The 15,293-nt window shown below is 60.9% G+C and carries 15 protein-coding genes; 3 read left to right on the top strand and 12 right to left on the bottom strand.

Translation table 11 applies throughout. The annotated features are described in order from the left end of the window. Positions 1–78: 78 nt before the first annotated feature. The 5 genes from ACOZJV_RS21605 to minC all read right to left on the bottom strand — a co-directional run bounded on the left by ACOZJV_RS21605 (position 79) and on the right by minC (position 3,825). Complete coding sequence (locus ACOZJV_RS21605; protein ID WP_421548469.1) at positions 79–921, bottom strand: lipopolysaccharide kinase InaA family protein; 843 nt, start codon at positions 919–921, stop codon at positions 79–81. Between the two features lie 173 nt (positions 922–1,094). Then, entirely contained in the window at positions 1,095–1,730 is a 636-nt protein-coding gene (locus ACOZJV_RS21600; protein WP_421548468.1) for an RluA family pseudouridine synthase, read from the bottom strand. Positions 1,731–1,820: 90 nt separating this feature from the next. After that, positions 1,821–2,075 (bottom strand): cell division topological specificity factor MinE, encoded by a 255-nt coding sequence (gene minE, locus ACOZJV_RS21595; protein ID WP_019693048.1) that lies wholly within the window; start codon positions 2,073–2,075, stop codon positions 1,821–1,823. Then, positions 2,075–2,887, bottom strand: coding sequence for a septum site-determining protein MinD (gene minD, locus ACOZJV_RS21590; protein WP_020295538.1), 813 nt, complete (start codon positions 2,885–2,887; stop codon positions 2,075–2,077). Before minD ends, minE begins: the two co-directional genes overlap by 1 nt. A 200-nt stretch (positions 2,888–3,087) precedes the next feature. Continuing rightward, positions 3,088–3,825, bottom strand: coding sequence for a septum site-determining protein MinC (gene minC / locus ACOZJV_RS21585; RefSeq protein ID WP_421548467.1), 738 nt, complete (start codon positions 3,823–3,825; stop codon positions 3,088–3,090). 121 nt (positions 3,826–3,946) lie between these two features. Here minC and ACOZJV_RS21580 point away from each other — a divergent pair, with 121 nt between their 5' ends. Further along, on the top strand, positions 3,947–4,879 hold the full coding sequence (locus tag ACOZJV_RS21580; protein WP_078470749.1) for a lipid A biosynthesis lauroyl acyltransferase: 933 nt from the start codon (positions 3,947–3,949) through the stop codon (positions 4,877–4,879). A 47-nt stretch (positions 4,880–4,926) separates the two neighbouring features. Next, positions 4,927–6,138 (top strand): patatin-like phospholipase family protein, encoded by a 1,212-nt coding sequence (locus ACOZJV_RS21575; RefSeq protein WP_201131943.1) that lies wholly within the window; start codon positions 4,927–4,929, stop codon positions 6,136–6,138. Here the strand turns inward: ACOZJV_RS21575 and denD are convergent. Continuing rightward, positions 6,113–7,087, bottom strand: a complete 975-nt coding sequence (denD, locus tag ACOZJV_RS21570; protein ID WP_421548466.1) for a D-erythronate dehydrogenase — start codon at positions 7,085–7,087, stop codon at positions 6,113–6,115. The two genes, ACOZJV_RS21575 and denD, sit on opposite strands and share 26 nt — an antisense overlap. Before the next feature lie 15 nt (positions 7,088–7,102). After that, complete coding sequence (locus tag ACOZJV_RS21565) at positions 7,103–8,413, bottom strand: MFS transporter (protein WP_043228745.1); 1,311 nt, start codon at positions 8,411–8,413, stop codon at positions 7,103–7,105. A 166-nt stretch (positions 8,414–8,579) separates the two neighbouring features. On the opposite strand from ACOZJV_RS21565, the gene ACOZJV_RS21560 reads away from it, so the two are divergent. After that, a complete protein-coding gene (locus tag ACOZJV_RS21560; RefSeq protein ID WP_421548465.1) occupies positions 8,580–9,356 on the top strand; it encodes a FadR/GntR family transcriptional regulator in 777 nt (258 codons plus the stop codon). Positions 9,357–9,413: 57 nt separating this feature from the next. On the opposite strand, the gene ACOZJV_RS21555 is transcribed toward ACOZJV_RS21560, so the two are convergent. From ACOZJV_RS21555 to alc, 5 genes are all read right to left on the bottom strand, one after another. Further along, positions 9,414–10,199: an outer membrane protein OmpK gene (locus tag ACOZJV_RS21555; protein WP_078470746.1), complete on the bottom strand. Its 786-nt coding sequence runs from the start codon at positions 10,197–10,199 to the stop codon at positions 9,414–9,416. A gap of 652 nt (positions 10,200–10,851) precedes the next feature. After that, the gene (locus ACOZJV_RS21550; RefSeq protein ID WP_078470745.1) at positions 10,852–12,210 is read right to left on the bottom strand and encodes a nucleobase:cation symporter-2 family protein; all 1,359 of its coding nucleotides are present in this window, start codon (positions 12,208–12,210) and stop codon (positions 10,852–10,854) included. Positions 12,211–12,325: 115 nt separating this feature from the next. Further along, a complete protein-coding gene (locus ACOZJV_RS21545) occupies positions 12,326–13,618 on the bottom strand; it encodes a urate hydroxylase PuuD (RefSeq protein WP_421548464.1) in 1,293 nt (430 codons plus the stop codon). Between the two features lie 51 nt (positions 13,619–13,669). Continuing rightward, complete coding sequence (locus ACOZJV_RS21540; RefSeq protein WP_020299583.1) at positions 13,670–14,173, bottom strand: ureidoglycolate lyase; 504 nt, start codon at positions 14,171–14,173, stop codon at positions 13,670–13,672. A gap of 83 nt (positions 14,174–14,256) precedes the next feature. Further along, on the bottom strand, positions 14,257–15,252 hold the full coding sequence (gene alc, locus ACOZJV_RS21535) for an allantoicase (RefSeq protein ID WP_020299584.1): 996 nt from the start codon (positions 15,250–15,252) through the stop codon (positions 14,257–14,259). Positions 15,253–15,293: the final 41 nt, after the last annotated feature.

Genomic DNA, 15,293 nt, shown 5'->3' with positions numbered 1-15,293 from the left:
GCAGTGGCGCGAGTTTAACGTATTGGCCCAAGGCATTGCAGGGACAACGCGGCGATTGTTGTCCGCTTGCCCCGCGGCTCAGCCAACCACCAGTTGGCCGCTGAGATAGACGTCGCGCCGTTGCTTGCGCCCCACGTGCTCGTGTTTGCTGGGCTGGTAGAACGCGTGGAATTTCTCTGATGAGACGTTTTGTTGCTGGCCCACATACTCATCGACCAGGCGATCGTAATCGGCTTCGGTAATCAGTTTGTAGATTTCCCGCCGATAGAAAAAACCCAGTTGGAAGCCCAGGGTTTCGCTGTGGTGTTGGGCAGGCCTGGCAAAGCAGTTTTCGAAGTCGATGACTTTGAGTTCAGCGTCGACAGTCGGTGGCAGCATGATATTGCCGGCCCAGAAATCCATGTGGATGATTTCTTTCTGGGTCAGGGAACCCAGCAGGGCGAAGGCGTCGCGCACGAACTGCTCGACCCTCTCAGGGTGCTTTTGCAGCCACTCCACGCCGTTTATATGGTCTTCCAGCAGGTGGGTGATGATGAAGTATTCGTGGGTCAGCCCCAGGCGACCCTTGGTGTAGCCATAACCCTGCAGTGGAGGCATGTTGACCCCGCGACTCTGGGCTTCCTGAGTGTTGATCAACTCTTCCAGGGGCCAGTCGAAACGCCCGTTGCGTTGTGGCTTGCCCAGGGTCACGCGGACTTTCGCCTTGAAGCTGTCCAGAGGCTGGACTTTGGCGAACAGTGAAGTATCGGTGGTACTCAGGGGGGCACTGGCACGGGTCTGCTTTTTTTCGTGGCGATTCTTGATGAGTTTCTTGAGCGCTTGAGCGACCTTGCTGGAGGGCTTCTCACGAAGGTGCAAGGTGGTGTTCAGAAAGGAAAACGTGAAAGGGTAATCGATGTGAAGATTCATACTGCTGAGCACGCTGGCATCCCGCCTTTATTTCTTCAATTTTGGATCCGAAACTTTTCACATTATTTCACAAAAAATTCACATTTAAGTTACATTTTTTTTTGGTTCTTTCGCTACAAGGTGTTTCAAAAAAAAGCCCCTGAGATCAGGGGCTTTTTGAGCAAGAGCGCTGACACCGGCACGCATCAGAACGGCGCCGGGCACTCGAAGCGCAGGCGTTCACCGCTTTGCGGGTGAGTGAAGCTGAGCATGCTGGCGTGCAGGCACAGGCGTGGCCAGGCGGCCAGCGCTTGTGGGTGCGCATAGAGGCCGTCGCCAAGCAGGGGGTGGCCGATGGACAGCATGTGCACGCGCAGCTGGTGCGAGCGCCCGGTGATCGGTGTCAGCTCTACCCTGCACCAGTCGTCGCAACGTTCCAGCACGCGCCAGAAGGTCAGGGCGTTCTTGCCAAATTCGTGATCGACCACATGGCGTGGTTTGGTCGGCGGGTCGTAGCGCAGGGGCAGGTCGATGCTGCCGCTGTCCAGTTCCGGCTGGCCCCAGCAGAGTGCGGTGTAGGCTTTTTCCGTTTCGCGGTCATGAAACTGGCGCGAGAGTTCGCGATGGGTATCGGGGTCGCGAGCCAGCAGGATGATGCCTGAGGTTTCCCAGTCCAGGCGGTGGACGATTCGCGCTTCGGGGTAGCCGTTTTCCTGCAGGCGGGTAATCAGGCAGTCCTTGTTGTCATCGGCCCGGCCGGGCACGGAGAGCAGCAGGGTGGGCTTGTTCACCACCAGTACGGCGGCGTCCTGATGGATGATGCGGATATTCGACAGCGGCATTAAAACAGCCTCGTAACAAACGCCAACGGCGGCTCGGAAGCCTGATGCAGTGCACCAGGTCCCGAGCCGCCGTGGCTCCAGCGGGATCGATCAGCGATCCGGCAGGGTGATATTGAGTTCCAGAATCGAGCAGCTACCCTGGTTTTCCAGGGCGACGTGCACATCATCGGACCCGATATTGACGTACTTGCGGATCACTTCCACCAGTTCCTTCTGCAAGGCCGGCAAGTAATCGGGGGTGCTGCGCTGGCCGCGTTCATGCGCCACGATAATCTGCAGACGCTCTTTCGCTACCGACGCGGTACTTACCTTTTTATTGGCACGAAAGAAGTCAAAAAGATTCATTATCTACCTCCAAACAGGCGCTCGAAGAATCCCTTCTTCTCGACATCAAGGAACCGATGTTCCACGGTTTTGCCCAGCAAACGATCGACGGCATCGCTGTACGCCTGACCGGCGTCGCTCTGGTCGTCGAGAATGACCGGCACGCCCTGGTTGGAGGCCTTGAGCACCGCTTGAGATTCCGGAATGACACCCAGCAGGGTCACGGCGAGGATTTCCTTGACGTCTTCGACGCCAAGCATTTCGCCGTTACTGACGCGCTCGGGGTTGTAGCGGGTCAGCAGCAAATGTTCCTTGATCGGGTCTTCGCCTTTTTCGGCGCGGCGCGATTTGCTGGCCAGCAGGCCCAGCATGCGATCGGAGTCACGTACCGAAGACACTTCAGGGTTGGTCACGACAATCGCTTCGTCGGCGAAGTACATGGCCAGGTGAGCGCCTTTCTCGATACCGGCAGGGGAGTCGCAAACCACGAACTCGAAGGTTTCCTTGAGTTCCATCAGGACTTTTTCCACGCCTTCGACGGTCAGCGCGTCTTTGTCGCGAGTCTGGCTGGCGGCCAGTACGTAGAGGTTTTCCAGGCGCTTGTCTTTGATCAGGGCTTGCTGCAGGTTGGCTTCGCCGTTGACCACATTGACGAAGTCGTACACCACGCGGCGTTCGCAGCCCATGATCAGGTCGAGGTTACGCAGGCCGACGTCGAAGTCGACGATGACTGTTTTGTGGCCGCGCAGAGCGAGGCCGGTACCGATAGCGGCGCTGGTGGTGGTCTTACCCACACCACCCTTGCCGGATGTAACCACGAGAATCTTGGCCAAGGTGTTTCACCCCTAAGGAAAAAGGACTTTTAGCCCCTGAAAAACATCTCTTGAAAACTACTTCAGTCGGACAGCCTGGGCTGGAGTTCGGTCAGCAGCAGGATTTACCCTCGGTAAACACCACCTATTGCCAATTTCCCACTTCGTTTGAGCCGTTTTCGCTACGTTTTAGAGATGCTTGGAAAATGCGGCAGTATCCGTTAAAGACGAGTGATGTTCAACACGTCACCCGACAGGCTGACCTGCACGCCCGCACCCCATAACGGATCACGTCGCAAGTCTTCGGAAACCTTGTACTGGCCAGCGATGGAGACCAGTTCAGCGCTCAACTGCTGACAGAAAATCCTGGCCTTGGTATCACCCTTGACGCCCGCCAGTGCGCGACCGCGCATGGGGCCGTATACATGGATGTTGCCATCGGCCAGAAGTTCCGCGCCCGGGCTGACCGAGGACACCACTACCAGATCGCCACCCTGGGCATAGATCTGCTGCCCGCCACGTACTGGCGAAGTGATGATGCGAGTCGGCTTGATGGTCGGTTCCGGCGGTTTTTCCGGTTTTTTGCGCAGCTCGTTTTCCTGCGGGTCGAGCGGCCGTTCGCGGGCGCCGGAGGGCGGCAGCACCGGCAGGTCGACGGCAATGGCCGCGGCAATGTCTTCGATGCGATTGGCGCGGATCGCCAGGGTACGCAGGCCATGCTGGCGACATACGCGCATCAGGCTCTGCAGATCGACTGCACCTTCGCTGGCCGGCAGTTTGTCCAGGGCCAGCACCAGGGGGGCGTTGCTGAAGAAGTTCGGGGCCTGTGCCACCTTCGCGGCCAATTGGCGATCGAGGCCTTCAAGGTCGTTGCGGGCCAGTTCCAGCACCGTGATGGCGAGCATGCTGCCCTTTAACTGGAACACAGGATCTTGGTCTAGCGATTCGGTTTGGCTCATGGTCGGCATAAAGCGGCTTGTCACTAAAAGTGCCGAGACTTATAACGAGAACGCCCGCGAGCCGCAAGCCGGGTCGAACCGATGTAGAATGCGCGGCCTTGTTGTCTGTCCGGAATCTGTAATGGATCGCCCGCGTTTTCGAGCTGCATTTTTATCCCCGCGTTTCTGGCCGCTGTGGCTGGGCCTGGGCCTGTTGTGGCTGGTGGTCCAGCTGCCTTATCCCTTTATAGTCTGCCTGGGCCGTGTTTTGGGGGCGCTGATGTATCGGGTGGCCGGCGACCGGCGGCGGATTGCCAAGCGCAACCTGGAGCTGTGTTTCCCCGAGAAGTCAGTGGCCGAGCGCAAGCGTTTGCTCAAGGAAAACTTCGCCTCCACCGGTATCGCCTTCTTTGAGATGGCCATGAGTTGGTGGTGGTCCAAGCCGCGCCTGGCACGTCTGGCCCACGTCGAAGGGCTGGAGCATCTGAAGCAGGCGCAGCGTGAGGGCAAGGGCGTGATTCTCATGGCTCTGCACTTCACCACCCTGGAAATCGGCGCCGCTCTGCTCGGCCAGCAGCACACCATCGACGGTATGTACCGCGAGCATAAAAACCCGCTGTTCGACTTTATCCAGCGTCGCGGTCGCGAGCGGCATAACCTGGATTCTCTGGCGGTTGAGCGCGAGGACGTGCGCGGCATGCTCAAGCTGCTGCGTGCGGGCCGGGCGATCTGGTATGCACCCGATCAGGACTACGGCGCCAAGCAGAGCATTTTCGTGCCGTTCTTCGGGATTCAGGCCGCCACTGTGACCGCCACCAGCAAGTTCGCCCGCCTGGGCCGAGCGCTGGTGGTGCCCTTCACCCAGCAACGCCTGGCCGATGGCAGCGGCTACCGGTTGGTGATCCACCCACCGCTCAGCGACTTCCCCGGTGAAACCGAAGAGGCCGACTGCCTGCGCATCAACCAGTGGGTCGAAGCCGCCTTGCGTGAATGCCCGGAGCAATACCTCTGGGCCCACCGGCGTTTCAAGAGCCGGCCGCCGGGTGAGCCCAAGCTCTACGCCAAACGCGGTTGAGTTGATTTCTTTCAGGCCCCCTTGAACGCCATGGACGGAGTGTTGCGATGAGCCCAGTTGAACCGGTCACAGGTCTGATTCTGTCTGGCGGTGGTGCCCGTGCGGCTTATCAGGTGGGGGTGCTGGCGGCGATTGCGGAGTTGCTGCCGGCGGGCGCCGCCAACCCCTTTCCGGTGATCGTCGGCACCTCGGCTGGCGCGATTAATGCGGTCAGCCTGGCCAGCGGTGCCATGGATTTTACTGCGGCCATCCAGCGTCTGACGGCGTTCTGGCAGAACTTTCGCAGCCACCAGGTGATGCGCAGCGACTGGCCCGGCGTGATCAGCCAGGCCAGTCGGTTTGTCGGCCATAGCCTGCTGGGCCTCGGTGCCCAGGTTCCCGTGGCATTGATCAACAGCTCGCCATTGCGCGACTTGCTCAATGATCAGTTGCACCTGTCGGGTATCCAGGAAGCCATCGAGCAAAACCAGTTGCACGCGGTGGCGGTGACGGCATTCGGCTACGAGTCGGGGCAGGCAGTGACCTTCTATCAGGGCGGCGGGGTGATCGATGCCTGGTTGCGCCATCGTCGTGTCGGCGTGCCTACGCGGATCACGGTGGAGCATCTGCTGGCCAGCTCGGCGATTCCGTTGCTGTTTGCGCCGGTCAAGATCGACCAGGAGTTTTTTGGCGACGGCGCCGTACGCCAGTCAGCCCCCATCAGCCCGGCGTTGCACCTGGGCGCACGGCGGGTGCTGGTGGTGGGCGTCAGCGGCAACCCGCGAGGCGCGGATGCTGCCGGACCGCGCTCCTACACCGGGCAGCAGCCGACCCTGGCGCAGATCGGCGGGCACATGCTCAACAGCACCTTTATTGACAGTCTTGAAAGCGATATCGAACTGTTGCAACGGCTCAATCAGTTCGGCCGGCTGTTACCTCCGGAGTTCGTGGGCAATGGCCTGGGTGTGGCGCCGGTCGAGGTGCTGGTAATTGCCCCGAGCCAGCCGATCGACGAGATCGCCGCCCGTCACCGCCAGGAATTGCCGGCGCCCCTGAGGGTGTTCTTGCGTGGCCCGGGGGCCACCAAGACCAGTGGCGCCGGGGTGCTCAGCTATCTGTTGTTCGAGTCCGGATATTGCAGCGAACTGATCGAGCTGGGACGCAAGGACGCCTTGGCCAAGCGCGAGGAGTTGTCGCGCTTTCTCGGGTTGGCGGCCGCCTCTCCCACGGGGCTGGCAGGAGAGGCAAACCCAGTCACTGGGGCGGGTAATCCCGGATGAACTGGCGGATCACGCTGGCAAAATTCTCATCGGCGGTAAACCCCAGGCTACGGGCGTAGCGGGCACTGAACTCTCCGGGCCATGAGCCGACAATCCGCTCGATGCTGGCATCCGGACGCAGCTCAATGCGTTGCGCCACCTCGTCGCCCGAGACCTCGCGCAAGGCGCCGATCATCTGCTCCGCCGTCTGCGACAGGCCGGGCATGTTGATCACCCGGCCTTCAGTCAGGCGCTGCGCCGCCAGCTCATGGCCATGAATCAGGTTGGCAATGGCCTGGGCCGGCGACATCAGCCACAGTCGGGTCCTCAAAGGCACCGGGCAGACGCTGGCCAGGCCATTGAGCGGTTCGCGGATGATGCCGCTGGCAAAGCTTGACGCTGCCAGGTTCGGCTTGCCCGGGCGCACGACGATGGTCGGCATGCGCAGGCTGCGGCCATCGACGAAGCCGCGGCGGCTGTAGTCGGCGAGCAGCAGGTCATTCATGGCTTTCTGGGTGCCGTAGGAACTTTGCGGCGCCCAGACCTGATCGTCGTCGACGACCTGGGGCAGTTGCCCGCCGAACACCGCCACCGAGCTGGTCATGACCCACTTCGGGCAGGTGCCCAATTGCCGCGCCCGCTCCAGCAGGCCCTGGGTGGCGCTGAAGTTGACGCGCATGCCCAGCTCGAAGTCGCTTTCGGCCTGGCTCGAAACCACGGCCGCCAAATGGAAAATACTGTCGGTATCGGCGTCGATCAGGTTGGCCAGTACCTGTTCATCGGTGATGTCTCCGCCTTTGACCAGGACCCGAGGGTCCGTGATGCCTTGCACAGGTTCGCGGTCGAACGCGGTGATGCGGGTGATGGGCTGCAACTGGCCGTGCCGGTCAGTGAGCGAGCCGAGTTGCAGCAGGGCTTCGATCAGGCGCCGTCCGAGAAAGCCGGCCGCGCCGGTGACGAGAATATTCATGAGTGACTCCAACTATCAGCGATTGACGAGTTTTCCGGGAATTCTGAAGACCAGCAGGGCACCGATGAACAACGCGCTGGCCATGACGTACATGCCGATCGTGGTGCTGTGGGTCAGGTCCTTGAGAAAGCCCATGAGGTAGGGCGAGACAAAGCCCGCGAGGTTGCCCCAGGAGTTGATCAGGGCGATGCCGGCTGCGGCAGCCGTGCCGCCGAGGAAGGCCGTCGGCAAACTCCAGAACAGTGGCAAGGTGCTGAAGGCACCCATGGCGCCCAGGGTCAGGCCGATCATCGACACCGTGAAGTTGTCGCTCCAGGTCGCGGAGATCATCAGCCCGACACCCCCCAGCACGGCGGTCAACGCCAGGTGCCAGCGGCGTTCACGCAGACGGTCGGCGCTGCGCGAGATCAGGACCATGGTCAGCGCCGCAGCGGCATAGGGAATCGCGGTGAGCATGCCGACTTCGAACACATCGCTGACGCCCGCCTGGCGAATCAGCGACGGCAGCCAGAAACCCACGGTGTAGAAGCCGGCGATCATGCAGAAGTAGATCGCGGTCAGCAGCCAGATCCGCGGTTGGCGGAATACCTGGCGGACGCTGTGCACCTGATGGCCATCGGTCTCGGCTTCGATCCGGGTTTGCAGCAGGGTTTTCTGTTCGCGGGTCAGCCAGCGGGCATCGGCGATGCGGTCGCTGAGGCAGTAGATCACCAGGCCACCGACCAGGATCGACGGCAGCCCTTCGAGGAAGAACATCCATTGCCAGCCCGCGTAGCCATGCAAGCCGTTGAGGGCGGTCATGATCCAGCCGGACAAGGGCGCGCCGATCAGCCCCGAGAGCGGCACGGCGGTGGCGAACAGGGCGTACATCTTGCCGCGACGGCTGGAGGGGAACCAGTACGAGAGGTAGAGAATCACCCCTGGGTAAAACCCGGCCTCGGCGATGCCCAGCAAAAAGCGCATCACGTAGAACGAGGTCGGCGTGGTGACGAAGGCCATGCACGAGGAAATGATGCCCCAGCTGATCATGATGCGGGCGATCCACAGGCGGGCGCCGACCCGGTGCAGGATCAGGTTGCTGGGAATTTCCACGAGGAAGTAGGCAATGAAGAAGATCCCGGCCCCAAGGCCATAGACCGCTTCGGAGAATTGCAGGTCTTGCGACATCTGCAACTTGGCAAAACCGACGTTGACCCGGTCCAGGTAGGCCACCAGGTAACACAGCAACAGCAGGGGCAGGATGCGCCAGGCAACTTTGCGGTAGGCCACATCCTCGAGGGAGGCAGTGGGTGAGCGGGCAGCAGTTTGCGTCAGTGATTCAGGCATGTCTTTACCCATCCTAGTTTCTTGTTTTGGGTGATTTTGTTTTTATCGGACTCGCTGAGGTGTCTTAGATATCATAATACATCATACGAATTCAATGGTCGGCGACCGGACGCGACGGCTTAACGGAAATCCAGTACCGTTAGCCCATTTGAATACAGAGATACCCATGTCCAAGCCTGATAACTCTTCCCGCGTCGACTCCCTGGCGTCGCTCAAGGACTCGGCCAAGGGCACGCTGGCGGATCAGGTGACAGCCGCGCTCAAGGCGCATATCGCCAGCGGCGAGGCGCTGCCGGGCTCGCGCCTGCCGACTGAACCGGTGTTGTCCGAGCGTTTTGGTGTCAGCCGTACCGTGATTCGCGAGGCGATTTCGCGCCTGAAATCAGCCGGCCTGGTGGAGGTGCGCCAGGGCAGTGGCACGGTGGTCAGCGAGGGCGCCCATATCAAGGCCTTCACCATTGACCTGGATGTGCGCGGCTCGATCGAGGCGGTGCTGCGGGTCACCGAGTTGCGGCGCGGCATCGAAGGCGAGGCGGCAGCGCTGGCGGCGCAGCGGCATACCGCGGAACAGTTGCAGGCCATCCATCAGGCCTTGCTGGCCATCGATGCGGCCGAGCAGGCGGGCCTTGATGGAGTGGAGCAGGACCTGGCCTTTCACTTTTCGATTTCCCAGGCCACGGGCAACCCGCTGTATCCCTCGTTGCATGAATTCATTGCGCAGTTCATCAAGGAGGCGATCCGCATCACGCGCTCCAATGAAGAGCGGCGGCGGGATCTGGCGAGTACGGTGCGTACCGAGCATTTCGCAGTATATGCGGCCATTGCCGCGCGGGATGTGGAAGGCGCGCGGCAGGCGGCTCTGACCCATATCCATAACGCGGTCGAACGCCTGAAAAACGCCGATCCGGCCTTTTGGCAGAGCCCGGGATCACGCATTTCCTGAGCGCCGGCTCGACGCGGCTTGCCTCAGGCACCGAGGCAAGCCGTATCATCCACGACCTTAGAAGTGGTACTTGACCAGCAGGCTGGCGGTGTCCTGGTTGGTTTCGAAGTTGCGCGAATCCTCGATCCCGTATTTGTTTTTCCAGTAGTCGTACTCGACACCGACGTACAACTGCTTCTCACCCCAGTTCAGCGCCTTGCCCAGGTCGTACTTGATCTGCGGGTTGAAGTGCAGGTTGGCGTGGTAGGTGCCACGGGCGTTCTTGTCGTTGTCCACCACCCAGTCCATGAAACCGTCGATCAGGATGTTCGAGTCGCCCACTGGAATGGTGTAGGACCACACCGGCGTGATCTGCCAGACGTTGTCGCCCGGGCGGCTGCCTTCGGTGTGGCGCTGGTAGAAGTTGAGCTGGAAGTAGTCGAAGCCGGGGATCGCCAGGTCAAAGCCCGGGCCGATCAGGTATGACTCGTTATCGCCTTCGCCAAACTCGTAAGTCAGTGCCAGCAGCACGTCCTTGATCGGGCCGAACTCCAGTTTCTGGTCGAATATCTTGCCGAACGACAGGCGTGGGCTGAACTCGCCGTAGTACGTATCCGGGCCGACGTTGCCGTCTTCCTTGCCGTTGTAAAAGATGCGGTCGAGGAAGAAGAAGTTGTCGCCGTATTTCCAGCCATCGGCGTGTTCGAAAGTGACGGTCTGCTGGATTTGCGGATTGACTTCGAAGTTCTTGCCGTACAAGTAAGTCAGGCTGTTGTTTTGCCATTGCAACAGGTCGCCGGCCATGGCCTGGCCCCCGGCCAGCAAGGATCCTGCAAGCATCAGGCGTGTGCACGTATGTTTCATTCGGTTGCTCCCAAAGTTAAGTGGTCCGACGTTTTTTCAAATGGGCGCTCTGGTGTGGCGCCTTTTTTAATTGCAGTAAAAGTCATCCATTCGGTCAGCTTTATTGCTGATAGCAAGAGCTGAGCCAACGCGCTTAAAAAGCAAAAAAACTCCCGCTCGGCTGTAGCGAAACAGTCGATTGAGAGTGGATTCGGCTTGAATTCAATGCGCCTTGATACTGTCCAGGGCCTGGGTAAGTTGGCTTTCTGGTCAGGTTTTAGATCCGGGCTTTTTTTTTCACCGGATATGCGCGGTCGCGGAGAATACTGGCTCCCGTGACCTGGCTCAAGTGCCCCGCAACAGCGCACTTGAAACAACTTTGGGGCATGTTTGGCCTGGCTTTGGACTGGGGTCCGCAAAGAGGGGGAGTCCTCACGTGGCCAATGCCGGGCATTTTGCGGCCCAGGCGCGGGCACAGCCCTCCAGGGCTGGTTGATGGCCACCGACGGTTCGGTGCTCGTCAGGCAGCGAGAGTGTGGAGCGCGCATCCTGTGGCCTCTGTTGTTTTTATTGTCAGGGCGTAGGGGGCCGGCGCCAGCCCCCGGGTGTCGACCGGGGTGGGCGTGCGGTGCAGCAGGTGAGCGGGGCGAGGCGTTGCTCGCCCGATTGGCGATCAGTGCGGGTGGGCGTGTCGGGCATTTTCGGCGGCGCGCTCATGGCCGCCGAGGATGTTGAACAACAGGTTCAGCGTCAGGGCGCTCAAGGTCGCCATGGCGATCCCACTGTGGGTGATCGGGCTCATCCATTGCGGCAGGTGGGCGAAGAACTCCGGACGTACCACCGGGATCAGGCCCATGCCGATACTCACCGCCACCAGCAACTGGTTACGGCGATCGGCAATGTCGGCCTCCTGGAGAATCTTGATGCCGGTGGCCGCCACCATGCCGAACATGGCGATGGCCGCACCGCCGAGCACCGCGGCTGGAATCGACGCCACCAGGAATGCCGCCTTGGGCAGCAGGCTGAGGACGATCAGCAAGCCGCCGGCGACGATGGTCACCGAACGGCAGCGCACGCCGGTCATTTGCACCAGGCCGATATTCTGGGCGAACGAGGAGTGGGTGAAGGTGTTGAAGAAACCGGCAAAAAATGACGCGCCGGCATCGCACAGCAAGCCACGGCGCAGCATGCGGGGTGTGACCTCTTGGCCGGTGATCTTGCCCAAGGCCAGAAACATCCCAGTGGATTCGACAAAAATGATCACCACCACCAGGCACATCGAAAGAATCGGTGCGAGGTGGAACTGCGGCATGCCGAAATGCAGCGGCGTGACGATCTGCAGCCAGGGCGCCTCGGCCATGCCGCTGAGATCGACCATGCCGATCAGCCCGCACAGCACGTAGCCCAGGCCCATGCCGATCAGCACCGAGATATTGACCCAGAAGCCGCGCATGAACCGGTGAATCAGCAAGATGCTGCCCAGGACCAAGGCGGCGATAGCCAGGTAGATGGGGGAGCCGAACTGAGCGGCGTTGCTGCCGCCCCCGGCCCAGTTCACGGCCACCGGAAACAGCGACAGGCCAATGGAGGTAATGACCGTACCGGTGACCAGGGGTGGGAAAAAGCGCACCACCTTGGACATGAACGGCGCGATGAGCATGCCGAAGAAGCCGGCGGCGATAGTGGCACCGAAGATCCCCTGCATGCCGATACCGGGCATGCCGGCCATGGCCACCATGCTGCCGACGGCGGCGAAGCTGGCGCCCATCATCACCGGCATGCGGATGCCCATGGGGCCGATGCCGAGGGATTGAACAACAGTGGCAATGCCGGCCACCAGCAGGTCGGCATTGATCAGGAAGGCGATTTCTTCACGACTCAGGCCTGCGGCCTGTCCGATGATCAACGGCACCGCAATCGCACCTCCATACATCAGCAATACATGCTGCAAGCCAACCAGGATCAGTTGCAGCAGCGGCAGGCGCTGAATCGCAGGCGCGTCGGGGATGCGCGGTTCGGATAACTCGGACATGCAACACCTCAGGTCTTTTTTATTCTTGTGATTTAGCGGCTGTGTGGTTGCTCACAGCCTTGTGCAACAAAGGCTGCGGTACCGTTTCCGGTAGCGCAGCCTTTCTCGGCATTACTTAGTTGGTCTGCGCCCCCTGGTTGATCCAGGCACCGATCAGGTCACGTTCCTGCTGGGTCATCTGAGTGATGTTGCCCAGGGGCATGATCTGCGTGGTGATGGCCTGGGCCTGGATGCGTGCGGCCTGCTGGCGAATCTGCTCCGGTGTATCGAACATCACCCCGGCTGGCGCGGCACTGAACAGCGGGCTGGTGGGCTTGGCTGAATGGCAGACTGCGCAGCGTTCCTGGATCACGCTGTGCACCTTATCGAACGCGGGCCCGGCGCTGGACGCCTGGGTCGCGGCGGCTGGCGCGGCCGGTGCAGCGGGTTTGGCACCACCGCCCAGGGCGGTTTCCGGTAGGGGCTGGTAGTCGATCTGGCCCGCGGCCTTGGCCACTGGTGCGGCGGCGGGTGCGGTCGCCGGGCCGGTGACGTACGCCAGGCAAATCATGCCCAGGGCTGCCACGGGCAGGGTCCAGGCAAACTTGTGGCTGTTGTGGCGGGTGTTGAAGTAGTGACGTACCAGTACTGCCAATACCGCGATCCCGGCCAGGATCAGCCAGTTGTATGAGCTGCCGTAGGTGCTCGGGAAGTGGTTGCTGATCATGATGAACAGCACCGGCAGCGTGAAGTAGTTGTTGTGGCGCGAGCGCAGCAGGCCCTTGGCCGGCAGTGCCGGGTCGGGGGTGCGGTTTTCCGCGATGGCGGCGACCAGTGCGCGCTGGGCCGGCATGATGATGCGGAACACGTTCCCGACCATGATGGTGCCGATGATGGCGCCGACATGCAGGTACGCACCGCGACCGCTGAATACCTTGCTGAAGCCGTAGGCGGCTGCAATCAGCAGCACAAACAGGATCAGGCCGAGCAGGGCTGGGCGCTTGCCCAGGGCCGAGTCGCAGAGGAAGGAGTAGACGAACCAGCCGATGAACAGCGAGCCGATACCGATGGCCACGCCTTCAGGGCCGCTCAGGCCGCTGCCCGGTGCCAGCAGGTACAACGTGGGGTTGGAGTAGAACACCACGCACAGCAGCGCGATCCCCGACATCCAGGTGAAGTAGGCTTCCCATTTGAACCAGTGCAGGTTGTCCGGCATGGTCGGCGGGGCCAGTTTGTATTTTTCCAGGTGGTAGATACCGCCGCCGTGGATCGCCCACAGGTCGCCGGCCAGTCCATCCTTGGGGTTGACGCGGTTGAGGTTGTTTTCCAACCAGACGAAGTAGAACGATGCGCCGATCCAGGCCACGCCGGTGATCATGTGTACCCAACGCACGCTCAGGTTGAGCCATTCCAACAGATGTGCTTCCACAGTCTTTACCTCTCGCCTGTCACCCTTGTTGTCGGGTGATCAGACCTTCTCTTATTGGTGGGGGGCGAGGATCAAACGCTCATCCTCTTTGAAAAAATGCTCATCGCAGTTATTGCCTGTGCCACTGCGATCAACCACCAGGAAGTCATCCCGCTTTTCGATCGTCAGCACCGGGTGGTGCCAAACGCCGCGATGGTAATTAATGCCCTGCCTGCCATTACTGACAAAGGCGCGGACCAAGCCCGATACAGGTTCATCGCCAAGTGGCGCGACCACGATCAGAAAGGGGTTGCCGAGCAGCGGGATGAAAGCCTGGCTGCCCAGCGGGTGACGCTCCAGCATGCACACGGTCAGCGGCATGTCCTGCGCGTCGGCGCGGAAGATGCTGATGATCGCGTTGTCTTCCGGCGTAGCGGTTTCGACCGTCGCCAGTTTGTGAAAGCGCATGGTCGAACCGTTGTTGATCATGAAGTGGTCGCTGCCGTCGGTTTCAATCACGTCACCGAAGGGGGCGAAGGCTTCTTTGGTCAGGGGTTCGATCATCAGTGTGCGCATGGCTGTCTCTTATCCGGATTCTGTGTTGTTTGTTCTGCTGTTGTGGGGAGGAGGGAGCACGCTCCCTCTCCGCGGGGCACTGCTTATTTAGCGACCTTGCCCAAAATCCGCAGGCGGCTGACGCCACCGTCCGGGAAGATGTTCAGACGGATATGAGTGATTGGGCCCAGGGCCTTGATCTGCTCGGCGAAGGTGTGTTCGGCGTGCATTTCCAGCTTCTGGCTCGGCAGCAATTCACGCCAGAACAGCGACTGGGTTTCGATCTGGCTGTCGGTGCCGCCTTTGACAAAGGCACCCTGGATCGAGCAGCTGTCCGGGTAGTTGCCCTTGAAGTGCAGGGTATCGACGACGATTTTCTCGACTTCGCCGGCATGGCCGAGGGCGACGATCACCCAGTCGTTGCCAGGGGTACGGCGACGTGCGGTTTCCCAGCCATCGCCCATGTTGATCCCGCGGCCCGGGTTGAGCAGGTTGCTGATACGGCCGAAGTGTTCATCGGAGCATGCCAGGGCGCGGCCACCGTTGAGGGCCGAGGCCAGGTCGACCTGTTCGTTGTCGCCAATCGCCGACCAGTCGCGGAACGGAATGCCGTACACCCGCAGGCGGGCCACGCCACCGTCCGGGTAGATATTGAAGCGCAGGTGGCTGAAGGCCTGGTCGTTGCTGATCTCGTGGTAGTGGTGGCTGTTGCCTTGCAGCTCGACGGCCGACAGCACTTCCACCCACTGGGTGTTTTCATTGGGCTCGCCGGAGGCCAGGAAGCAGGCTTCCAGGGAGGCCGAAGGCGGGAAGTTGCCGGTAAAGAATGAAGTGTCAATGTCCACGCCCTTGATCGAACCTGGCACGCCCAGGCGGATCACTGCGCTGTCGTAGCCTTCGAAGCGCTTGCGGCGCGACTCCCAGCCGTCCATCCACTTGCCGTTGTCATCGAAAACGCCCTCCTTCCATACGGCCGGGGTCGGCTGGAACATCCGGTTGGCATCGGCGAACCAGTCATCGGTCACCGAAATGATCTTGGTGCCCAGGCGGGCATCGGCCAGGTTGACGAACTTCTCGAAAGGTACGGCGTAAGCTTTCATTCTTCTTGTCTGCCTTTAATAAAGTGGCTGGGGATGCTTGC

It is taken from the genome of Pseudomonas sp. QD4, assembly GCF_049199125.1.
In the GTDB taxonomy this organism is placed as follows: Bacteria; Pseudomonadota; Gammaproteobacteria; order Pseudomonadales; family Pseudomonadaceae; genus Aquipseudomonas.
The sequence above is the reverse complement of the archived record's forward strand: the minus strand, read 5'-3'. Positions and strand labels throughout refer to the sequence as shown.